Raw genomic sequence first — 22787 nt, forward strand, 5'->3', positions numbered from 1 at the left:
AGGCAAGAAGTGACGATAACACACCTGCCAGAAGCGGCGGATCAGCTTTCCAGCAATCGCTGCAAGAGCACGCCGTTGAGCATCGCGCGTTTGGCCAGGGCGAAAGCGCCGATCGCCGAGCGATGATTGAGTTCGGAGGTCACCACCGGCAGATTTTTGCGGAAGTCCTTCAGCACCTGAGTATTGATGCAGCTTTGGATCGCCGGCAGCAGCACCTTGTCCGCTTCGGTGATCTCACCGGCGATCACCACCTTCTGCGGATTGAACAGGTTGATGGCGATGGCCACCGCCTTGCCCAGATAGCGGCCGACGTGTTCGATCACTTCGCTGGCCAGCAGATCGCCGCGGTTGGCGGCCTTGCAGATAGCGTTGATGCCGCAGTCTTCCAGCGTCAGTTTGCTCGGGTAGCCCTGGCTCAGCAACTGACGCACGCGCTGTTCGATCGCCGCGTTGGCGGCCACCGTCTCCAGGCAGCCGAAGTTACCGCAGTGGCAGCGTTCGCCGAGCGGATCGATCTGGATATGGCCGATCTCGCCGACGTTGCCGTTGTTGCCGAGAAAAATCTGCCCGTTGACGATGATGCCGGCGCCGGTACCACGGTGCAGGCGCACCAGAATCGAGTCTTCACAGTCGCGGGTGGCGCCGAAGTAGTGCTCCGCCAGCGCCAGGCTGCGGATGTCGTGGCCGACGAAGCTGGTGACGTTAAAGCGCTGCTGCAGGTTGTCTACCAGCGCCCAGTTGCTGACGCTGATGTGCGGCATATAGCGCACCACGCCCAGCGCCGGATCCACCAGGCCAGGCAGGATCACCGCGATGGCGATCAGTTCGCGCAGGCGGCGCTGGTTCGCTTCGATGAATTGAGCGATGGCGGCAAACAGCGCATTCTCCAGCGTTTCCTGGGTACGTTCCGGCAGCGGATAGTGTTCTTCACTGAGCGATTTACCGCTCATGTCATACAGCGTGATGGTGGCGTCGTGGCGGCCGAGGCGCACCGCGACGGTATGGAAATGGCGGGTTTCCGACACGATGGAGATCGCGCGGCGGCCGCCGGTGGAGGCTTGCTGATCGACTTCTTTGATCAGCCCGCGCTCCAGCAGCTGGCGAGTAATCTTAGTGACGCTGGCGGGGGCGAGCTGGCTGAGTTCGGCGATTTGAATGCGCGAGATCGGGCCCTGTTGGTCGATCAGGCGATAAACTGCCGCGCCGTTAAGTTGTTTGACTAAGTCAACGTTCCCTATTTGTGCTTGTCCGCCAGTGCTCATCAATAATGTTACTCGCTGTTCATTGAATTAAACCTCGTTACCGTTAACGAGCGTTTTGGTGATCTTGAAATCACGGGTGAAGGCGGTCAGGTTAGCCACCTTGCCGGCTTCGATGGTGCCCAGACGGTGATCGGCGCCGATCGCGCGCGCCGGGTACAGCGTCGCCATGCGCAGCGCTTCGTCCAGCGCGATGCCGATATGCTCGACGCTGTTTTGCACCGCTTCGATCATGGTCAGCGCGGAACCGCTCAGGGTGCCGTTCTCATCCACGCACAGCCCGTCCCGATAGTATATTGTTTTACCGGCGAAAATAAATTGGTCAATATCTGCACCCGCCGGTGCGGTCGCGTCGGTGACTAGGACCAATTTATCACCTTTCAGGCGTTTGGCGTTACGGATACTCGCCCAGGCCACGTGATGGCCGTCGGCGATGATGCCGGTATAGACCTCCGGCGTGTCGAAGATAGCCCCCATCAGCCCCGGTTCGCGGCCGGTGATATACGGCATGGCGTTGTACAGATGGGTGGCGAAGCTGATGCCGGCGGCGAAGCCGGTGCGCGCCTGATCGTAGGTGGCGTTCGAGTGGCCGGCGGAGACCACGATGCCGGCCTCGGTCAGCTGCTTGATAAAGTGCGGCTCAACCATTTCCGGCGCCAGCGTCACCTTGGTGATCACGTCGGCGTTGGCGCACAGGTAATCGATCATGTCCTGGGTCGGCTTGCGAATGAACGCCGGGTTATGGGTGCCTTTTTTCACCGGGCTGAGATACGGCCCTTCCAGGTGCAGGCCCAGCGCCTGGTTTTGGTGCTTTTTCAGATAAGCGCGCATCACGTCGACGCTGTGCTTCATGAATTCGTCGCTGCTGGTGATCAGCGTCGGCAGATAGCTGGTGCAGCCGGATTTCTCGTTGGCGCGCTGCATGATCTCCAGCGTTTCCTCCGAAATCGCTTCCAGCGAATCGTTGAACTGTACGCCGCCGCAGCCGTTCAGCTGCACGTCGATAAGCCCGGGGGCCAGGATGGCGCCACCCAGGTCGCGCGTTTCGATGCCGGCGGGCAATTCAGCCGCCGGGCAGACTTTCTCGATCAGCCCATCAGCGATAATGACTGCATGGTCATCAAGTACGTCGTGGCCGGTATAGATTCGGCCGTGGGTTAAAGCGAACATCGTAGCCCCCTGCAAAGATTAAAGACTTTTCACGCTTTCCGCTTCTAACTCGCGGAAGTATTTGACGGTTTTGACTTTCAGTTCCATGGTGGCCGGTTCGTCGCACACCACCACCGCTTTGGCGTGCAGCTGCAGGCAGCTGATGGTCCACATGTGGTTGATATTGCCTTCCACTGCGGCTTCCAGCGCCTGCGCCTTGGCGTGGCCGGTCACCAGGATCATCACTTCTTCCGCGTCCAACAGCGTACCCACGCCGACGGTCAGCGCATATTTCGGCACCAGGCTGACGTCGCCGCCGAAGAAGCGCGAGTTGGCGATGCGGGTGTCTTCGGTCAGCGTTTTGATGCGGGTGCGCGAAGCCAGGGACGAAGCCGGCTCGTTGAACGCGATATGGCCGTCGATGCCCACGCCGCCCATAAACAGGTTAATTTTGCCGTAAGACTTGATCTTCTCTTCGTACTGGCGGCACTCGGCGTCGACATCCGCGGCGTTGCCGTTCAGCAGGTTGATGTTTTCACGAGGAATATCAACGTGATCAAAGAAGTTGCGGTACATGAAGGTGTGGTAGCTTTCCGGGTGTTCCTGCGGCAGGCCAACGTACTCGTCCATGTTGAAAGTCACAACATGCTTAAAGCTTACTTCACCTGCTTTGTGCATCGCAATCAGATGTTTGTAGGCTTCCAGCGGCGTGCCGCCGGTAGGCAGGCCGAGTACAAACGGGCGCTCTGCGGTTGGCTTGAATGCGTTGATGCGTTGAACGATATGACGCGCGGCCCATTTGCCGACTTGTGCGGTATCTTTCAGTGGGATAAGTCTCATCTAACACCTCTTGGGATAAGTAAACTAAAGCTATACTGTACGGGCCTGCGGGAGTCCTAAGCGTAACCCAGCTTTATGATTCTCGCGTGAATCGTCCGTCCGGTTGATTTTTTGAATGATAAAATAAGTTTTGTGTGATGGCCAGCAATCTGGGAGGTAAAGACTACTTTTTGGTGATATTTATCACAAAAAGGGAGGTTTTAATTTGCGATACAAAATAAATTTTTTACACTCGGCATGAGTGATACGTGCCATGCGTTGTTTCTAAAAAGGTAGTGAGAGCTCCAAATAAACTACTAATAGGGTCCGTCCGCGGACAACATAGGGGGAAAAGGTGAACATTCTTAGTTATTTGCAAAAGGTGGGACGGGCGCTGATGGTGCCGGTCGCCACGCTGCCCGCCGCCGCCATCTTGATGGGCGTCGGGTACTGGATTGACCCTGTTGGTTGGGGCGGCGACAACGCGCTCGCCGCTTTCTTCATTAAATCCGGCTCCGCTATCATCGACAACATGTCGGTGCTGTTCGCTATCGGCGTGGCCTACGGTATGTCCAAAGACAAGGACGGCGCCGCCGCGTTGACCGGCTTCGTCGGCTTCCTGGTGCTGACCACCCTCTGTTCACCGGCCGCCGTGTCGATGATTCAGAAGATCCCGCTGGATCAGGTGCCTGCCGCGTTCGGCAAGATCCAGAACCAGTTCGTCGGTATTCTGGTGGGCATCATTTCCGCCGAAGTGTACAACCGCTTCAGCGGCGTCGAGCTGCCTAAGGCGCTGTCGTTCTTCAGCGGCCGCCGCCTGGTGCCGATCCTCATCTCCTTCCTGATGATCCTGGTCGCTTTCATTCTGATGTACATCTGGCCGGTGATCTTCAACGGTCTGGTGAACTTCGGTGAACACATCCAGAAAATGGGCTCGGTCGGCGCGGGCATCTATGCCTTCTTCAACCGCCTGCTGATTCCGGTTGGCCTGCACCACGCGCTGAACTCGGTGTTCTGGTTCGACGTGGCCGGCATCAACGATATTCCTAACTTCCTCGGCGGCCAGCAGTCGATCGAAGCCGGTAAAGCGGTTGTCGGCATCACCGGCCGTTACCAGGCGGGCTTCTTCCCAATCATGATGTTCGGTCTGCCGGGTGCGGCGCTGGCCATTTATCACTGCGCGCGTCCTGAGAACAAAGCCAAAGTGGCGGGCATCATGCTGGCGGCCGCGTTCGCCGCCTTCTTTACCGGTATCACCGAACCGCTGGAATTCTCCTTCATGTTCGTGGCGCCGGTGCTGTACGTGATCCACGCCGTGCTGACCGGTATCTCGGTGTTCATCGCCGCCAGCATGCACTGGATCGCCGGTTTCGGCTTCAGCGCCGGCCTGGTGGATATGGTGTTGTCGTCCCGCAACCCGCTGGCGACCCACTGGTACATGCTGATCCCGCAAGGCCTGGTGTTCTTCGTTATCTACTATGTGGTGTTCCGCTTCACCATCAATAAGTTCAACCTGATGACCCCGGGCCGCGAACTGGCGGTTGCCGGTGACGAAACCGACGGCTACGACGTCAACGTCGACAGCAACGCCGGTAAAGACGAGAACGAAACCACCACGCTGGCCCGTCGCTACGTCGGCGCGATCGGCGGTTCCGACAACCTGACCGGCATCGATGCCTGCATCACCCGTCTGCGCCTGAACGTGAAAGACTCCGCGCTGGTGAACGACGCGTTGGCGAAACGCCTCGGCGCATCGGGCGTTATTCGCCTGAACAAGCAGAGCGTGCAAGTGATCGTCGGCACCCGTGCCGAACTTATCGCCAGCGCGATGCGCAATGTGATCGCGGCCGGCCCGGTAGCGGCTGCGGCGGCTCCGGCGGCGGCCCCTGCTGCAGAAGCCAAACCGCAGGCGGTGCCGAACGCACCGAAAGCCGCGTTTGAAACGCTGGTGGCGCCGGTAACCGGTGAAGTGGTGGCGCTCGATCAGGTGCCGGACGAAGCCTTCGCCAGCAAGGCGGTAGGCGACGGCCTGGCGATTCGCCCGACCGACAACATCGTCGTGGCGCCGGCTGACGGCTCCGTGGTGAAAATCTTCAACACCAACCACGCCTTCTGCCTGGAAACCGACAAGGGCGCCGAGATCGTGGTGCACATGGGGATCGACACCGTCGCGCTGGAAGGCCAGGGCTTCAAACGCCTGGTGGAAGAGGGCGCGGAAGTGAAAGCCGGTCAACCGATTCTGGAACTGGATCTGGATTACCTGAACGCCAATGCGCGTTCGATGATAAGCCCGGTGGTAGTCAGCAACTCTGACGACTATGCCGGCCTGGCGGCGCTGGCCAGCGGCTCGGTGGTCGCCGGTCAGACCAAGCTGTACGAGATCCAGAAATAAGGCTGTTTTTACCTGAGTAGTACCCGGGGCCGGTCACGCATCATGGCGGAGTTTGCCCCGACTTGGCGGGAAGAGAGCGATCTCTTCCCGCTTTTTTTATCCCATTTCGCTCCACGGCGGTGCGCTGCGCGCCGATGGTGCAATATGCCGCATTTTTCGTGAAACAAACGGTTGTTTCCAGACGTGGCTTGTTGGATCATAGGCGGTTATGTGTAGCGCTTTGCATTGAGGAACAGTGAAATGAGTGAGGCTGAAGCCCGCCCAACCAATTTTATCCGTCAGATCGTCGATGAAGATCTGGCGTCGGGGAAACACACGTCGGTACATACCCGTTTCCCGCCGGAGCCTAACGGCTATCTGCATATCGGCCACGCCAAGTCCATCTGCCTGAACTTCGGCATCGCCAAGGACTATCAGGGCCAGTGCAACCTGCGTTTCGATGACACCAACCCGGTGAAAGAAGACATCGAGTTCGTGGAGTCAATCAAGCACGACGTGGAGTGGCTGGGCTTTGAGTGGAGCGGCAACGTTCATTACTCCTCAGACTATTTCGATCAGCTGCACCAGTATGCGGTTGAGCTGATCACCAAGGGGCTGGCCTACGTCGATGAGCTGTCGCCGGAGCAGATCCGTGAATATCGCGGCACCCTGACCTCGCCGGGCAAAGACAGCCCGTACCGCGACCGCAGCGTGGAAGAGAACCTGGCGCTGTTCGAGAAGATGCGCAACGGCGAGTTCGCCGAAGGCGCCGCCTGCCTGCGCGCCAAGATCGATATGGCTTCGCCGTTTATCGTGATGCGCGATCCGGTGCTGTACCGCATCAAGTTCGCCGAACACCACCAGACCGGCAACAAATGGTGCATCTACCCGATGTACGATTTCACCCACTGCATTTCCGATGCGCTGGAAGGGATCACCCATTCGCTGTGCACCCTGGAGTTCCAGGATAACCGCCGTCTGTATGACTGGGTGCTGGATAACATCACCATTCCTTGCCACCCGCGGCAGTACGAATTTTCGCGTCTGAACCTCGAATACGCCATCATGTCGAAGCGCAAGCTGCACCAACTGGTGGCCGAGAAGATCGTCGAAGGTTGGGATGACCCGCGCATGCCGACCGTCTCCGGTCTGCGCCGCCGCGGTTATACCGCCGCCTCGATTCGCGAGTTCTGCCTGCGCATCGGCGTGACCAAGCAAGACAACAACGTCGAGATGGTGGCGCTGGAATCCTGCATTCGCGACGATCTGAACGAGAACGCCCCGCGCGCCATGGCGGTGCTGGATCCGGTGAAAATCGTCATCGAGAACATGGGCGACGCGGTGGAAATGGTCACCATGCCTAACCACCCGAACAAGCCGGAAATGGGCAGCCGCGATGTGCCGTTCAGCCGCGAGATCTATATCGATCGCGCCGACTTCCGCGAAGAAGCCAACAAGCAGTACAAGCGTCTGGTGCTGGGTAAGGAAGTGCGTCTGCGCAATGCGTACGTGATCAAGGCCGAGCGCGTCGAGAAGGACGAAGCGGGCGAGATCACCACTATCTTCTGCAGCTACGATGCGGAAACGCTGAGCAAAGATCCTGCCGACGGCCGCAAGGTGAAGGGCGTGATCCACTGGGTATCCGCGGCGCACGCGCTGCCGGCGGAAATTCGCCTGTACGATCGCCTGTTCAGCGTGCCTAACCCGGGCGCGGCGGAGGATTTCCTCTCCACCATCAACCCGGAATCGCTGGTCATCAAGCACGGTTTCGTCGAGCCGAGCCTGGCGGCCGCCCAGCCGGAGAAGGCCTACCAGTTCGAGCGTGAAGGCTACTTCTGTGCCGACAATCGTTACTCGTCGGCCGAGCATCTGGTGTTTAACCGCACCGTTGGCCTGCGTGATACCTGGGCGAAAATCGAAGGCTAATCTTATTCGCCTTGGAAATTAATGAATCAGCGCGGCTTAGGCCGCGCTTTTTTTATGTCTGCCATCGAGCAAATCATCTATTCCTGCAGCGTTATTCCGGGCTGTGCTTAATTAACCGCGGTGCATTAATCAATAAGTTTTCTGATATTGTACTTAATAGTCTTAATTTTTACTTATATATTCGTGATGCGAATTAATTTCATTTGGAGAGCGCTCTCAATTTTTATTGTCTGAATGACGGATTTGGTCAGGCTGAAACCATTAATCGTCTCTGGTTGACCTTGTATCTCAATTTATTCTGATTTAATTGAATTTTTTATTCGACACCTTCCATGAACACCGGCGTAACAAAATCTCACCGATATGTGCTCCTTGTCATATTTTGACAAATCTCCCGCATTTTTCATTTGATAATTCGCGTCGCGAAAAATAGTCTGTCTGTAGCAATTAGTGCTGTGGGAATAACATCTCGTCGGCAATTTTTTTTACCCGTTCGGGTTTTTTATTGGCAGTCGTGCAGGGCAGTGGTGAACACAGGCGGCTGCAACTTTTAAGTTAAGTCAAAGAGGAATTTCAATATGGGTACGCACGGTGCTCAGCGTAAAACGCTGGCGCTCGCAGTCGCGGGCGCGCTGTTGGGAACAGGGTTTGCCATGGCGCCTGAGGCGAAAGCCGCAGGGTTTATCGATGATTCCACGCTGACCGGCGGCATCTATTACTGGCAACGTGAGCGCGACCGTAAAGATCTCAATCCGGACAGCAAGGATTACAACCAATACACCACCAACCTGTCGCACTCTACCGCCAACCTGAGCCTGGATTTCGCTTCGGGTTATGCCTGGGACATGTTCGGCTTGGATGTCGGTGCCTTTACCGCCATCGAGCTGGCTGAATCCAGCGCCAGCGGCCACCCGAACGAGATCGCGTTCTCCTCAAAAAACCGTACCTACGACGAAGACTATTCCGGTGACAAAGGCGGCGTCAGCCTGTACAAAGCCGCCGCCAAGTTCAAATACGGCCCGGTCTGGGCACGCGCCGGCTATATTCAGCCGAGCGGCCAAACCCTGCTGGCGCCGCACTGGAGCTTTATGCCGGGCACCTATCAGGGCGCCGAGGCCGGCGCCAAGTTCGACTACGGCGATGCCGGCGCGTTGAGCTTCTCCTACATGTGGGCCGACAAATACAAGGCGCCATGGCATATCGAGGTGGACGACTTCCGCCAGAACGATAAGAAAACCCGCGTCTCCTACCTGCACTCGCTGGGCGCCAAGTACGATTTCAAAAACGATCTGGTGCTGGAAGCCGCCTTCGGCCAGGCCCAGGGTTACGTGAATCAGTACTTCACCAAGGCGTCTTACAAATTCGATGTGCTGGGCAACCCGCTGACCACCAGTTACCAGTTCTACGGTGCGGAAGATCGCATCAGCGACAAGAACGATCCGAACAGCATCTACGACGGGCTGGCCTGGCTGCAGGCGCTGACCTTCGGTTATACCACCGGCCAGTTCAACTGGCGTCTGGAAGGCACCATGGTCAAGGCGGAAGGCAATCAGGGCTTCTTCCTGCAGCGCATGACCCCGACCTACGCCTCGTCCAACGGCCGCCTGGACGTGTGGTGGGATAACCGCTCCGACTTTAACGCCAACGGCGAGAAAGCGGTGTACGCCGGCGTGATGTATGACCTCAGCAACTGGAATCTGCCGGGCATGGCGGTCGGCGGCTCCTACGTTTACGCCTGGGACGCCAAGCCGAGCACCAACCCGATCTACGATCAGAGCCAGCGCCTGAAAGAGAGCGCCTGGAGCCTGGACGCGATGTACACCATCCAGGAAGGGCGAGCCAAGGGCACGCTGATCAAGCTGCACTACACCCAGTATGACAACCACACCAACATCCCGAGCTGGGGCGGCGGTTACGGCAACATCTTCCAGGACGAGAAAGACGTCAAGTTCATGGTTATCGCGCCATTCACCATCTTCTGATGCGTTCCCCGGCCTCGTCGCCGGGGGCAGTTAAGGGAATTCAACGATGAAAAAAATCATGCTGATGTTGGCGGCCGCCGCGCTTTTGAGCGCCTGCGCGCAACCCGCCGCGCCGCCGGAAGACGCCAAATTGAAGCAGGCTTACAGCGCCTGCATCAACACCGCCGAAGGCTCGCCGGAACGTCTGCAGCCCTGCAAGGCGGTGCTGAACGTGCTGAAACAAGAGAAACAGCACCAGCAGTTCGCCGCGCAGGAAACGGTGCGGGTGATGGATTATCAGAACTGCATTATGGCGGTGCACAGCGGTAACGGTCAGGCTTACGACGCCAAGTGCGGCAAGCTGTGGCAAGAAATTCGCGATAACAATAATTAAGAAGGACGAGAAGATGAACGCATTCAAACTGAGCGCACTGGCCGCTTTGACGGCAACGATGGGATTCCTGGGCGGCATGGGTAATGCCATGGCCGATCAGCAGCTGGTGGATCAGCTGAGCCAGCTGAAGCTGAACGTGAAAATGCTGGATAACCGCGCCGGCGAAAACGGCGTGGATTGCGCGGCGCTGGGCGCCGACTGGGCCTCTTGCAACCGGGTGTTGTTCACCCTCAGCAACGACGGGCAGGCGATCGACGACAAGGACTGGGTCATCTATTTCCACAGCCCGCGCCAGACCTTGCGGGTGGATAACGATCAGTTCAAGATCGCGCATCTGACCGGCGATCTGTACAAGCTGGAGCCGACCGCCAAATTCAGCGGTTTCCCTGCCGGCAAGGCGGTGGAAATCCCGGTGGTCGCCGAATACTGGCAGCTGTTCAGAAACGACTTCCTGCCGCGCTGGTATGCCACCTCCGGCGACGCCAAGCCGAAAATGCTGGCGAATACCGACACCGAAAACCTGGACCAGTTCGTGGCGCCGTTCACCGGCGATCAGTGGAAGCGCACCAAGGACGACAAAAACATTCTGATGACGCCGGCTTCGCGCTTTGTCAGCAATGCCGATCTGCAGACGTTGCCCGCCGGCGCGCTGCGCGGCCAGATCGTGCCGACACCGATGCAGGTGAAGATCCACGCACAGGACGCCGACCTGCGCAAAGGGGTATCGCCGGATCTGAGCACGCTGGTCAAGCCGGCGGCGGACGTCGTCAACCAGCGTTTCGCGCTGCTGGGCGTGCCGGTTCAGGCCAACGGTTACCCGATCAAGACCGACATCCAGCCGGGCAAGTTTAAAGGCGCGATGGCGGTGCCGGGCGCTTATGAGCTGAAAATCGGTAAGAAAGAGGCGCGGGTGATCGGCTTCGATCAGGCCGGGGTGTTCTACGGGTTGCAGTCGATCCTGTCGTTAGTGCCGAGCGACGGCAGCGGCAAGATCGCCACGCTGGACGCCAGCGATGCGCCGCGCTTCCAGTATCGCGGCATTTTCCTCGACGTGGCGCGCAACTTCCATAAGAAGGACGCGGTGCTGCGTCTGCTGGATCAGATGGCGGCTTACAAGCTCAATAAATTCCACTTCCACCTGAGCGATGACGAAGGCTGGCGCATCGAGATCCCCGGTTTGCCGGAGCTGACGGAAGTCGGCGGCCAGCGCTGCCACGATCTGAGCGAAACCACCTGCCTGCTGCCGCAGTACGGCCAGGGGCCGGACGTCTACGGCGGCTTCTTCAGCCGTCAGGACTATATCGACATCATCAAATACGCCCAGGCGCGCCAGATTGAGGTGATCCCGGAGATCGACATGCCGGCGCACGCCCGAGCCGCGGTGGTGTCGATGGAGGCGCGCTATAAAAAGCTGCATGCTGCCGGCAAAGAGCAGGAGGCCAACGAATTCCGCCTGGTGGATCCGACCGATACCTCCAATACGACCTCGGTGCAGTTTTTTAACCGCCAGAGCTACCTGAACCCGTGCCTGGATTCCTCCCAGCGCTTTGTCGACAAGGTGATTGGCGAGATTGCCCAGATGCATAAAGAAGCCGGGCAGCCGATCAAAACCTGGCACTTCGGCGGCGATGAGGCGAAAAACATCCGCCTGGGCGCCGGCTATACCGACAAGGCGAAACCGGAGCCGGGTAAAGGCATCATCGACCAGAGCAACGAAGACAAGCCGTGGGCCAAGTCGCAGGTTTGCCAGACGATGATCAAAGAAGGCAAGGTGGCCGACATGGAACACCTGCCGAGCTACTTCGGCCAGGAGGTCAGCAAGCTGGTGAAGGCGCACGGCATCGACAGAATGCAGGCCTGGCAAGACGGCTTGAAAGACGCCGAGAACGCAAAGGCGTTCGCCACCTCGCGCGTGGGCGTCAACTTCTGGGATACGTTGTACTGGGGCGGTTTCGATAGCGTCAACGACTGGGCCAACAAAGGATATGAAGTGGTGGTCTCCAACCCGGACTACGTCTACATGGACTTCCCTTACGAGGTGAACCCGGACGAGCGTGGTTACTACTGGGGCACCCGCTTCAGCGACGAGCGCAAGGTGTTCAGCTTCGCGCCGGACAACATGCCGCAGAACGCGGAAACCTCGGTCGACCGCGACGGCAACCACTTTAACGCCAAAAGCGACAAGCCGTGGCCGGGCGCCTACGGTCTGTCCGCTCAGCTGTGGAGCGAAACCCAGCGCACCGATCCGCAGATGGAATACATGATCTTCCCGCGCGCGCTGTCGGTGGCGGAACGCGCCTGGCACCGCGCCGGTTGGGAGCAGGACTATCGCGCCGGCCGTGAATACAAAGGCGGGGAAACCCACTTTGTCGACACCAAGGCGCTGGAGAAAGACTGGCTGCGCTTCGCCAATATCCTGGGCCAACGAGAACTGGCCAAGCTGGACAAAGGCGGCGTCGCCTACCGTCTGCCGGTGCCGGGCGCTCGCGTGGCGGGCGGCAAGCTGGAAGCGAATATCGCGCTGCCGGGATTGGGCATCGAGTACTCCACCGACGGCGGCAAGCAGTGGCAGCGTTATGACGCCAAGGCCAAGCCGGCGGTATCGGGTGAGGTGCAGGTGCGTTCGGTCAGTCCGGACGGTAAACGTTACAGCCGCGCCGAGAAGGTCTAAGCCCGGCACATCGGCCTGTCGTCATGGCGGCGGGCCGCTTAACGAAGGGGGAATGCGTTCGCCCCCGCGCGTGCCGGCGTGGGGCGGATGTTGAAGTGAGAGCAATACGTGGAGTCGCAGTGCCGCTGCAATTGTAGTATTTCATGACATGATCTTTCCCCGGCTGGTCCGGGGATTTTTTTGCCCGTTGTACGGCGGGCATAAAAAAACCGCCTCAATGTGAGGCGGTTTCTCATAGCCGGTCAGGCTTATTTCTTGTCGTGCAGCGATTCGTCTTCGCGGCAGTCACCGGTTTCACAGTGGCCGTACAGGTACAGACTGTGGTTGGTAAGCTTGATGCCGTGCTGCTTGGCGATATCACGCTGGCGCACTTCGATGGATTCGTCGCTGAATTCGATCACTTTGCCGCAGTCCAGGCAAATCAGGTGATCGTGGTGATGCTGTTGGGTCAGCTCGAACACGGACTTGCCGCCTTCGAAGTTGTGACGTGTCACAATGCCCGCATCGTCAAACTGGTTCAGTACGCGATAAACCGTTGCCAGGCCGATCTCTTCGCCCATATCAATCAGTTTTTTGTACAAATCTTCCGCACTGACGTGATGGCATTCCGGATTTTGCAGTACTTCCAGGATTTTGAGTCGCGGAAGCGTGACTTTTAAGCCGGCCTTCTTCAATGCGATGTTGTTGTCGGTCATGCGAATTCAGTCCTGTTACTATGCTAATCAAGTTGAGGCGTACTCGCCTGTGGCATCGGTCGGCACAAAGAGTTAATGCGTCTCATTATAGAACCGGTTGTACTAAATGGAAACCGCCGGTTGTTAACAAAGATATAATTGCACTATTGCATGTTTTGCATGCAACGCCTTGATGGATGGGATAAACCGATATCTCAGTCTACCGTGACGGGGTGGGAAGTTACAAATCTGTAGCTTCTATCGCAGCAATCCCTGTTGCCGATGACGGCCCTGTCGGCACACTATGCACTTTACAGGGCCTTTGTTCAACCTTTCGCCAGTCCCGGCGTTTAGCCGACGATATCGGCCAGGCTCAGCTCTTCGACGATCTGTTTGACCCAGGCGTCGACGCGCTCGTTGGTCAGCTCCGGCTGACGGTCTTCGTCGATCGCCAGACCGATGAAGTGGTTGTCGTCCGCCAGGCCTTTGGAAGCTTCGAAGTGGTAGCCTTTGGTCGGCCAGTGGCCCACGATGGCCGCGCCGCGCGGTTCGATGATGTCGCGGATGGTGCCCATCGCGTCACAGAAGTATTCCGCGTAGTCTTCCTGGTCGCCGCAGCCGAACAGCGCCACCAGTTTGCCGTTGAAATCGACTTCTTCCAGCGTCGGGAAGAAATCGTCCCAGTCACACTGCGCTTCACCGTAGTACCAGGTCGGGATACCCAGCAGCAGGATATCGAACCCTTCCAGGTCTTCTTTGCTGCTTTTGGCGATGTCGTGCACTTCAGAGACGTCGTCGCCAAACTGTTTCTGGAGAATTTTCTGGATCATTTTGGCAATGTTTTCGGTATTGCCAGTGTCGCTGCCAAAGAAAATGCCTACAGTAGCCATATCGCGTATAACCTTTAAATTCAATTAATTGCATTACTCGGCGCCGGCACTGCCGCCGATTAAAATGATGCCATGGCAAGAGCCTTTCGCCACGGTGGCGGGCGCCGACAGGCGCAGTCTCTTACCGGTAAATGCGTATCATGCCAGAAAGTGGCGCCGGGGTTTTATCGCATTTATGCGATGCCGAAGGATGAAGAAAAGCGTGGTCGATCCGGCGTTGTCCTTAACGCCGCGCCGCGCGTGCGGCCGAAGAGATCAATGTTCCGGCTGTTCTTCCGCCAGTTGCGCCAACAGCATCTGCTCGATGAGTTCGCTGCGGCTGATGTTGCGCTGTTCCGCCAGTTTGTTCAGGGCGTCCACCGCATCCGCGTTGATTTTCAGCTCTACGCGCCGCAATCCGCGCACTTTATCGCGCCGTAACTGATTGCGCTTATTGATTCTAAGCTGTTCATCGCGGGAAAGCGGGTTGGTTTTCGGGCGCCCCGGACGGCGTTCATCTGCGAACAGATCCAGCGTCGTGCGATCCGTTTGTTCTTTTGCCATAGGTAGCGGTACTGCAAGGGAGTTTGCATCAAAAAGCGCTCGCACGCTTCCGGAGGCATCGGTTAACACACTTCGGGCCAATAAACCCTAACCCAAATTTACCCCCGAACCGGCGTTCGCGAACGCGCTGGCGCGGCGGCAAAATTATAGCGCGCCATATTACCCCAGCAGATGGAGCGGCGACAATGCCTAACTGCGGGCTAAACGCGCTAAGCCGTTATCTTTAGCGCGTTTTTTCGCCAGGTGAGCGCGTTTTTCAGGCTTCGCCGAGGAAACGGTGGATGGCGCGCAGCACCGCTTCCGGTTTTTCGGCGTGCACCCAATGGCCGGTGCCGGCGACGACGTGCGCGCGTGCCTGCGGGAATTGGCGGGCGATGTCTGCACGGTAGCTGTCCTGCACGTACGGCGACAGGCCGCCGCGAATGAACAGGGTCGGGTGTGGCCAGGCCGGCACGTCCTGCCAGCCGGTGATGTCTTCGTAGCGTTCGATCAGCACCGGCAGGTTGAAGCGCCATTCACCGTTATGGAAGGACTTCAGCAGGAACTGGATCACGCCTTCTTCCTGCAGGTAGTCGCGCATCAACTGGGCGGCCGCCTGGCGCTGGGTAATGCCGGCGGCGCTGACGGCCTTCAGCGCGGCGAAGATCTCGTCATGGCGTCGGGTCTGGTAATCCACCGGCGCGACGTCGATGACGATCAGCTTGGCGATGCGCTCGGGCGCGATGGCGGTCAGCGCCATCGCCGCTTTGCCGCCCATCGAGTGGCCGATGACGATCGCTTTCTCCAGCTGCAGTTCGTCGAGCAGCGCCAGCAGATCCTGCGCCATGGCGGGGTAGTTCATATCGTCGGCGCGCGGGGAGAGGCCGTGGTTGCGCAGATCGACTTTGATCACAGTGTGCTGTTTATGCAGATCGCGCGCCAGCACGCCCAGGTTGTCGAGATTGCCGAACAGCCCGTGGATCAGCAGCACCGGCAGCGCGTCTGACTCGGCGGCCAGCAGTTGATAATGTAATTTCATGGCGAAGTTCATACTGAGAGAGATTCAGATTAGGGTATCATGATTGAATCGCACGATGAATCATGCGGAATTTTCGCGGCGCGGGCTTGGCAGTGCCGGCTATAGGTATTAGTCTGCATTTGCCGTCCGGAGGCACATTGTTGTGTTCGCCCCAGCGCTTTTAACCTTATAATCCCATGGCTTGAATGCAGGATCTGGCTTCAGGTTCTAAGTAGAAAAAACAGTATTGGATAAAGATGAAAACTATTGAAGTCGACGAAGAGCTTTACCGTTATATTGCCAGCCACACGCAACACATCGGTGAAAGCGCGTCCGATATTTTACGCCGCATGTTGAAATTCACCGCCGGCCAGCCGGTGCGCGCGTTGCCTGCCGCCAGTGCGTCGCAGTCCGTCGAGCTGGAAAAAGCGGCACCGGTTCAGCGCCCGCGCGATCGCGTACGCGCCGTGCGTGAACTGCTGCTGTCGGATGAATACGCCGAGCAGAACAAAGCGGTCAACCGTTTCATGCTGGTGCTGTCCACGCTGTACACCCTCGATGCCGCCGGTTTTGCCGCCGCTACCGAGGCGTTGACCGGCCGTACCCGCACCTATTTCGCCAGCGATCAGCAGACCCTGCTGGCCAACGGCACGCATACCAAGCCGAAGCATGTGCCGGGCACCCCTTACTGGGTGATCACCAATACCAATACCGGCCGCAAACGCAGCATGATCGAACACATCATGCAGGCGATGCAGTTCCCGGCGGAACTGATCGAGAAAGTTTGCGGTACCGTCTAATTTAGCGAACAGCCCGTCATGATGGCCGTGCGCGACGTATTTGCCCGGTCACCGACAGGGATGAGGGAGATATGTCGATGGCGAATAATCCACGTGCCGGGCAGCCCGCCCGTCAAAGCGATCTGATCAACGTAGCCCAGCTGACGTCGCAGTACTATGTGCTGCAACCGGAAGCCGGCAATGCCGCACATGCGGTGAAGTTTGGCACCTCCGGCCACCGCGGCAGCGCGCAGCGCCACAGCTTCAACGAAGCGCACATCCTCGCCATCGCTCAGGCGATCGCCGAAGTTCGTCATCAGCAGGGCACCACCGGCCCGTGCTACGTGGGTAAAGACACCCATGCGCTGTCCGAGCCGGCCTTTATTTCCGTGCTGGAAGTGCTGACCGCCAACGGCGTCGATGTGATCGTGCAGGAAAACAACGGCTTCACGCCAACGCCGGCGGTATCGCACGCCATTCTGTGCCACAACCGCCGCGGCGGCGCGCAGGCCGACGGCATCGTCATTACGCCGTCCCACAACCCGCCGGAAGACGGCGGCATCAAGTACAACCCGCCGAACGGTGGCCCGGCCGACACCAACCTGACGTCGGTGATCGAAAAACGCGCCAACGATCTGCTGGCGCAACAGTTGAAAGGCGTTCAGCGTCAGTCGCTGGACAAGGCCTGGAACAGCGGCCACCTGCACGCCAAAGATCTGGTGCAGCCTTATGTCGAAGGCCTGGTTGACGTGGTCGACATGCCGGCCATTCAACGCGCCGGCCTGAAGCTGGGTGTGGATCCGCTCGGCGGTTCCGGCATCGCCTATTGGCAGCGCGTGGCGGAACACTACAAGCTGGATCTGACGCTGGTAAACGACTCCATCGATCAGACCTTCCGCTTTATGCACCTGGATCACGACGGTATCATCCGCATGGACTGCTCGTCCGAGTCGGCGATGGCCGGCCTGCTGGCGCTGCGCGACAAATTCGATCTGGCGTTCGCCAACGATCCGGATTACGACCGTCACGGCATCGTCACGCCGAAGGGCCTGATGAACCCGAACCACTATCTGGCGGTAGCCATCAACTACCTGTTCCAGCATCGCCCGCAGTGGGGCGCCGATGTGGCGGTAGGTAAAACGCTGGTGTCCAGCGCGATGATCGATCGCGTGGTGGCTGACCTGGGCCGCAAGCTGGTGGAAGTGCCGGTCGGTTTCAAATGGTTCGTGGACGGCCTGTTCGACGGCAGCCTGGGCTTCGGCGGCGAAGAGAGCGCCGGGGCCTCGTTCCTGCGCTTCAACGGCCAGCCGTGGTCGACCGACAAAGACGGCATCATCATGTGCCTGCTGGCGGCTGAAATCACCGCGGTAACCGGTGAAAATCCGCAGCATCACTATGACGATCTGGCCAAGCGCTTCGGTGCGCCAAGCTACAACCGCATCCAGGCGCCGGCAACCCATGCGCAGAAAGCGGCGCTGTCCAAGCTGTCGCCGGAGATGGTCAAGGCCAGTACGCTGGGCGGGGACCCGATCACCGCGCGTCTGACCGCAGCGCCGGGCAACGGCGCGTCGATCGGCGGCCTGAAAGTGATGACCGACAACGGTTGGTTCGCGGCCCGTCCTTCCGGTACCGAAGAGGCATACAAGATCTACTGCGAGAGCTTCCTCGGGGCGGAACACCGCGAGAAAATCGAGCACGAAGCGGTTGAGATCGTCAGCGAAGTGCTGGCTTCCGCCAAATAATCGTTGTTCTCGTCTGATAAAAAGCGCTGTTTTTACAGCGCTTTTTTTATGCCTGTAATTTAGATATATCTTTTTCTCGGCGCAGGCTTGCGCATTTAGATATATCGATCTAGATTAGCGTTATCGACGCTGTTTAGATATATCTAAACAACCTCGTATTGATGTTCACTGTGAAAGCGAGGTATCACCCTATGTTTCATCGATTAGGTTTACACCGGCATCATCACCATCATGAATGTGAAGAGGGGCGCCGTCATCGCGGTGGGCGCCATCACTTCGGCGGCGACGGCGAAGAGCATGGCCGTGGCGGACGCGGCGGCCGGGGCGGGCGTCATCGTCTGTTCGAACACGGCGATCTGCGCCTGGTGCTGCTGGCGCTGGTGGCGCGCAAGCCCAGCCACGGGTACGAATTGATCAAGGCGATCGAGGAAGCCTCTTCCGGCCTGTATGTGCCGAGCCCGGGGGTGATTTACCCCACGCTGACGCTGCTGGAAGAGCAGGATTTTCTCGAACCGCTCACCACCGGCAACGGCCGCAAAAGCTACCGCATCACCTCGGCGGGCGAGGGCGAGCTGCAAAAGCATCAACAGGTGGTTGAGGTCATTCTGGCGCGTCTGGCGGGCGCCGGCCGCGAGCATCATCGGCACGGCAACCTGGCGGAAGGCATTTACGACGCCATGAACCGTCTGCGCAGTCTGCTGCGCGGCAACGTGATGCGCGCCGATCTTACGCCGCAGCAGGTGGAGCGCATCAACGCCGCACTGTTGACCGCCGTGGCGGCGATCGAAAGCGAAATGCACATTCAACCCACGCAGCAGGAGGAGAACTGATGCCCGGCCACCGTTTTAACATTACCGTTGAAGCCCTGAGCGACCGCCAGGGCAACCCCGTCGAGAAGGCACCGCTGAGTTTTGAGGTGACCAACCATGACGATATTCTCGAGATCGTCGAGCGCATTCGGGCGCGTGACGATCTGAACTTCGGCCCTGAGCAGAGCGCGGCCTTCGCCGTGGGGTTGAAACTGTTCTCCGAAGTGATGATCGAAAACCGCAAACACCCGGTGTTCACTCCGCTGCGCGAGGCGTTCAAGGAATTTATGGTCGGCTTGAAGAAGGGCCCGGCGGCGTAAAGGCGCGGCAAACCGCGCCCACTGGGATTAAGGCATGAAACGATAGCCGACGCCGGTTTCGGTCAGCAGGTGTTTGGGCCGGGCCGGATCGGCTTCCAGCTTCTGCCGCAGATGGCCCATGTAGATGCGCAGGTAGTGGCTGTGTTCCACGTAGTTCGGCCCCCAGACGTGGCTCAGCAGCTGGCGTTGGGTGATCACCTTGCCGGCGTTGGCCAGCAGCTCCGCCAACAGGCGAAACTCTATCGGCGTCAGGTGCAGATCTTCGTCGTTGCGCAGCACCCGGCGATTCACCAGATCGACGGTGATCGCCGAAAAGCTCACCAGCGGGCTTTCCTGCTGGCTGGCGGAGTGACGGCGCAGCGCGACCCGCACCCGCGCCAACAGTTCGCCGATGCCGAACGGTTTGCTGAGGTAGTCGTCGGCGCCGGCGTCCAGCGCGGCGATTTTGTCCTCTTCGGCGTTGCGCGCCGACAGCACGATCACCGGAATGGCGCTCCACTGCCGCAGATCGCGGATGTAGCTCAGCCCGTCGCCATCCGGCAAGCCCAAATCCAGGATGATCAGATCCGGTTTGCGCGTGCCGGCCTCAATCAGCCCACGCTGCAGGGTTTCACTTTCAAACACCCGCAGGCCTTCGCTCTCCAGCGCGGTGCGCACGAAGCGGCGGATCTCTTTTTCATCTTCAACAATCAGAATGTTGGTTGGCGTTATGCTCACGTTTCCCCTGCGTTGATTACAGATCGAAGGCGTCGCCGTCGATCTCGGGCGGTTTTTCCAGCGGCAGCACGAAGCGGAAGCTGGCGCCGCCGTTGGCGCCGTTTTCCGCCCAGATGCGGCCATCATGCACTTCAATAATGGCACGACAAATGGCTAACCCCAAGCCGACGCCGGGGATCGCCGACTCTTTATTGCCGCGTGAAAACTTGTCGAAAATCAGCTGCAGCTGATCGGCGGGGATGCCGGGGCCGTTATCCCAGACCTCGACTTCCAGCCACTCTGGCAGCGTGCGGGCGCGAATGCCGATGGTGGCCTCGGCGCCGGCGTATTTATTGGCGTTTTCCAACAGGTTGGTGAACACCCGTTCCAGCAGGCTGCCGTCGCAGTTGACCAGGATTTGTTCCGGCGGCAGCTCGACCTCGATCGGATGCTGGCTGAGCAGCGGCTCAAGCATGTGCAGCGAAGCGCCGACGATCTCTTCCAGCGACTGCCACTCTTTACGCAGGCTGAAACCGCCGGACTGGATGCGCGCCATATCCAGCAGGTTGTTCACCAGCCGGGTGGTGCTCAGCACCTGCTGGCGGATCTGGCTGGCCTGGGTGGCGTGATTGGAGCCTTCGGCCGCCAGGTCCAGCGTGAGAATTTCCGCCTGGCCGAACAGCACGGTCAGCGGGGTGCGCAGATCGTGCGACAGCGCCGCCAGCAGCGAGTTGCGCAGCTGCTCGCGTTCGGCGTCCAGCTTGGCTTCTTCGGCGCTGCGCGCCAGGTGCAGCCGTTCCAGCGCGCTGGCGATCAGCACTGCGAAGGTTTGCAGCAGCCGCTGTTGTTCCGGCACCATCAGCTGGCGCAGGTTGTTGGGTTCGATCGCCAACAGGCCGAAGGTCTGTTTGGGGGTATTGAGCGGCAGCAGCTGGTAAGGCACGCCGGGCAGAGTGTCGGTGCCGGCACCGGCCGGCAAGCCTTTATCGAAACTCCAGCGCGCGATGGCTTCGTCTACCGACAGCAGCCCGCCTTCCTCGCCGATCATTTGCTGCAGCCGGCCGTCTTCCTGCGGCAGCAGCAGCACGGTTTTCGCCTGGAAGCTGCTGGAGAGGAAATGACGGCTGGTGTTGGCGATGTCGGCCACGGTCAGCGCGCGGCTCAGCCCGCGTGACATTTCGTACAGATGGCGCGCCCGCTGCTCGCGGTAGCGCGCCACCCGGGCCTGATAACGCACCCCGGCGGTCAGGTTGCCGATGATGATACCGACGGCGAGCATCACGCCGAAGGTCAGCAGATACTGCATATCGCTGACGGCGAACGACCATTCGGGCTGAACGAAGAACAGATCGAAACTGGCGACGTTGATCACCGCCGCCAGCACCGATGGCCAGCGGCCGAAGAACAGCGCGACGATCGCCACGCCGAGCAGGTAGACCATCACCAGGTTGGCCTGATCGAAGCCCGGCAGCAGCCACTGCGAGAGCAGGGTGATCAGCGCGCACAGCGCCACCGCCACCGCGCAGCCGCGCAGCTGCATGCGCCATTTCTCATTGAAGCTGCGGCCGTCGTGCTCCTTGCCCGGCGGCGGCGGTGCGGCGTCGCTGTCCAGCGCGACGATCACCAGATCGAGATCCGGGCCCAGCCGGCCGAGGCGATCGGCGAAGCTGCCGCGCAGCTTCCAGCGTTGCTCGCTGCGGCGGCCGATGATGATTTTGCCGAGGTTATGTTCGCGGGCGTAGCGCAGCACTGCGCGCTCTTCGGACGGATCGGCCAGGGTGGCGGTTTCGGCGCCCAGCTCCTGCGCCAGCCGCAGCGCGCGCAGAATGGCGCGGCGTTGGTTTTCCGGCAGCCGGTGCAGCTTGGGGGTTTCCACGTAGACCGCATGCCAGTGGCAGCCGAGCCGCGCCGCCAGCCGGGCGGCGATGCGCACCAGCTTTTCGTTGCCGCTGTTGTGGCCGACGCACAGCAGAATGCTGTCGCGGGTGTGCCACACTTTCTCGCGCCCCTGGGTGTCGCGAAACTCGCGCATCTGGTCATCGACCCGATCAGCGGTGCGGCGCAGCGCCAACTCGCGCAGGGCGATCAGGTTGCCTTTACGGAAAAAATGCTCGATGGCGCGCTCGGCCTGGCCGGGAATATACACTTTGCCTTCGTGCAGCCGTCGGCGCAGATCGTCCGGCGGCAGATCGACCAGCACCACTTCGCTGGCCTCGTCAAACACGTGGTCGGGCACCGTTTCGCGCACCCGCACGCCGGTCACGCTGCCCACCACGTCGTTCAGACTTTCCAAATGTTGCACGTTGACGGTAGTCAGCACGTCGATGCCGGCGTCCAGCAGCTCTTCCACATCCTGCCATCGTTTGGGGTGGCGCGAACCGTGGGCGTTGCTGTGCGCCAGTTCATCCATCAGGATCAGCGCCGGATGGCGCGCCAGCGCGGCGTCGAGATCGAATTCATGCACCAGCCGGCCGCGATGCTGGATGCGCTTTTGCGGCAACAGCGCCAGGCCGTCGAGCAGGGCGGCGGTCTCGCTGCGGCCGTGGGTTTCCACCACGCCGACCAGCACGTCCAGCCCCTGAGCGCGCAAACGCTGTGCCTCCTGCAGCATGGCGTAGGTTTTGCCCACGCCGGCGCAGGCGCCGAAGAATACCTTCAACCGGCCGCGCGGTTTTTCATTGGCCAGCGCCAGCAGGCTATCGGGATCGGGACGCTGCTGTTCTTCTTCGACCATGACAATTCCTTGTGTTACCAAGCAAAAAGGGGTTCGGCACGCCGAACCCTATC

18 protein-coding genes are annotated in these 22787 nt (G+C 59.5%); 9 read left to right on the forward strand and 9 right to left on the reverse strand.

Features of this window, described 5'->3' with window-relative positions; genetic code table 11:
* Positions 1–41: 41 nt before the first annotated feature.
* From nagC to nagB, 3 genes are read right to left on the reverse strand one after another with little or no spacing between them, the layout of a single operon-like run.
* Complete coding sequence (nagC, locus tag ACJ8QF_RS01340; protein ID WP_004939956.1) at positions 42–1262, reverse strand: DNA-binding transcriptional regulator NagC; 1221 nt, start codon at positions 1260–1262, stop codon at positions 42–44.
* Between the two features lie 27 nt (positions 1263–1289).
* Complete coding sequence (nagA, locus tag ACJ8QF_RS01345; protein WP_275095538.1) at positions 1290–2429, reverse strand: N-acetylglucosamine-6-phosphate deacetylase; 1140 nt, start codon at positions 2427–2429, stop codon at positions 1290–1292.
* Between the two features lie 18 nt (positions 2430–2447).
* Positions 2448–3248 carry a glucosamine-6-phosphate deaminase gene (nagB, locus tag ACJ8QF_RS01350; protein WP_004939952.1) on the reverse strand — a complete coding sequence of 267 codons (801 nt, stop codon included), beginning with the start codon at positions 3246–3248 and terminating at the stop codon, positions 2448–2450.
* 334 nt (positions 3249–3582) lie between these two features.
* On the opposite strand from nagB, the gene nagE reads away from it, so the two are divergent.
* The 5 genes from nagE to ACJ8QF_RS01375 all read left to right on the forward strand — a co-directional run bounded on the left by nagE (position 3583) and on the right by ACJ8QF_RS01375 (position 12550).
* The gene (gene nagE / locus ACJ8QF_RS01355; RefSeq protein ID WP_154871347.1) at positions 3583–5619 is read left to right on the forward strand and encodes an N-acetylglucosamine-specific PTS transporter subunit IIBC; all 2037 of its coding nucleotides are present in this window, start codon (positions 3583–3585) and stop codon (positions 5617–5619) included.
* Between the two features lie 240 nt (positions 5620–5859).
* Positions 5860–7524: a glutamine--tRNA ligase gene (glnS, locus tag ACJ8QF_RS01360; protein WP_015376953.1), complete on the forward strand. Its 1665-nt coding sequence runs from the start codon at positions 5860–5862 to the stop codon at positions 7522–7524.
* A gap of 578 nt (positions 7525–8102) precedes the next feature.
* A complete protein-coding gene (chiP, locus tag ACJ8QF_RS01365; protein ID WP_004939945.1) occupies positions 8103–9506 on the forward strand; it encodes a chitoporin ChiP in 1404 nt (467 codons plus the stop codon).
* A gap of 46 nt (positions 9507–9552) precedes the next feature.
* The gene (gene chiQ / locus ACJ8QF_RS01370; protein WP_076740485.1) at positions 9553–9879 is read left to right on the forward strand and encodes a ChiQ/YbfN family lipoprotein; all 327 of its coding nucleotides are present in this window, start codon (positions 9553–9555) and stop codon (positions 9877–9879) included.
* Positions 9880–9892: 13 nt separating this feature from the next.
* Complete coding sequence (locus ACJ8QF_RS01375) at positions 9893–12550, forward strand: beta-N-acetylhexosaminidase (RefSeq protein ID WP_442537209.1); 2658 nt, start codon at positions 9893–9895, stop codon at positions 12548–12550.
* Between the two features lie 248 nt (positions 12551–12798).
* Here ACJ8QF_RS01375 and fur read toward each other — a convergent pair whose 3' ends face one another.
* From fur to ybfF, 4 genes are all read right to left on the reverse strand, one after another.
* Positions 12799–13245, reverse strand: coding sequence for a ferric iron uptake transcriptional regulator (fur, locus tag ACJ8QF_RS01380; RefSeq protein WP_004939939.1), 447 nt, complete (start codon positions 13243–13245; stop codon positions 12799–12801).
* Positions 13246–13574: 329 nt separating this feature from the next.
* Complete coding sequence (gene fldA, locus ACJ8QF_RS01385; RefSeq protein WP_004939938.1) at positions 13575–14114, reverse strand: flavodoxin FldA; 540 nt, start codon at positions 14112–14114, stop codon at positions 13575–13577.
* Between the two features lie 255 nt (positions 14115–14369).
* Positions 14370–14657, reverse strand: coding sequence for a LexA regulated protein (ybfE, locus tag ACJ8QF_RS01390; RefSeq protein WP_004939936.1), 288 nt, complete (start codon positions 14655–14657; stop codon positions 14370–14372).
* A 256-nt stretch (positions 14658–14913) separates the two neighbouring features.
* The gene (ybfF, locus tag ACJ8QF_RS01395; protein WP_080116085.1) at positions 14914–15687 is read right to left on the reverse strand and encodes an esterase; all 774 of its coding nucleotides are present in this window, start codon (positions 15685–15687) and stop codon (positions 14914–14916) included.
* A 224-nt stretch (positions 15688–15911) separates the two neighbouring features.
* Here ybfF and seqA point away from each other — a divergent pair, with 224 nt between their 5' ends.
* The 4 genes from seqA to ACJ8QF_RS01415 all read left to right on the forward strand — a co-directional run bounded on the left by seqA (position 15912) and on the right by ACJ8QF_RS01415 (position 19304).
* Positions 15912–16454: a replication initiation negative regulator SeqA gene (gene seqA, locus ACJ8QF_RS01400; RefSeq protein WP_004939934.1), complete on the forward strand. Its 543-nt coding sequence runs from the start codon at positions 15912–15914 to the stop codon at positions 16452–16454.
* Positions 16455–16531: 77 nt separating this feature from the next.
* Positions 16532–18175, forward strand: a complete 1644-nt coding sequence (pgm, locus tag ACJ8QF_RS01405) for a phosphoglucomutase (alpha-D-glucose-1,6-bisphosphate-dependent) (protein ID WP_060560416.1) — start codon at positions 16532–16534, stop codon at positions 18173–18175.
* 191 nt (positions 18176–18366) lie between these two features.
* Positions 18367–19005: a PadR family transcriptional regulator gene (locus ACJ8QF_RS01410; RefSeq protein WP_015376959.1), complete on the forward strand. Its 639-nt coding sequence runs from the start codon at positions 18367–18369 to the stop codon at positions 19003–19005.
* Positions 19005–19304: a DUF3861 domain-containing protein gene (locus ACJ8QF_RS01415; RefSeq protein ID WP_169540790.1), complete on the forward strand. Its 300-nt coding sequence runs from the start codon at positions 19005–19007 to the stop codon at positions 19302–19304. The genes ACJ8QF_RS01410 and ACJ8QF_RS01415 overlap by 1 nt, the downstream gene beginning before the upstream one ends.
* 27 nt (positions 19305–19331) lie before the next feature.
* Here ACJ8QF_RS01415 and kdpE read toward each other — a convergent pair whose 3' ends face one another.
* Positions 19332–20021, reverse strand: coding sequence for a two-component system response regulator KdpE (kdpE, locus tag ACJ8QF_RS01420; protein WP_033637458.1), 690 nt, complete (start codon positions 20019–20021; stop codon positions 19332–19334).
* Positions 20022–20037: 16 nt separating this feature from the next.
* Positions 20038–22734: a two-component system sensor histidine kinase KdpD gene (gene kdpD, locus ACJ8QF_RS01425; RefSeq protein WP_265260890.1), complete on the reverse strand. Its 2697-nt coding sequence runs from the start codon at positions 22732–22734 to the stop codon at positions 20038–20040.
* Between the last annotated feature and the right edge of the window lie 53 nt (positions 22735–22787).

Source organism: Serratia sp. CY81684 (assembly GCF_052166595.1).
GTDB lineage: Bacteria > Pseudomonadota > Gammaproteobacteria > Enterobacterales > Enterobacteriaceae > Serratia > Serratia nematodiphila.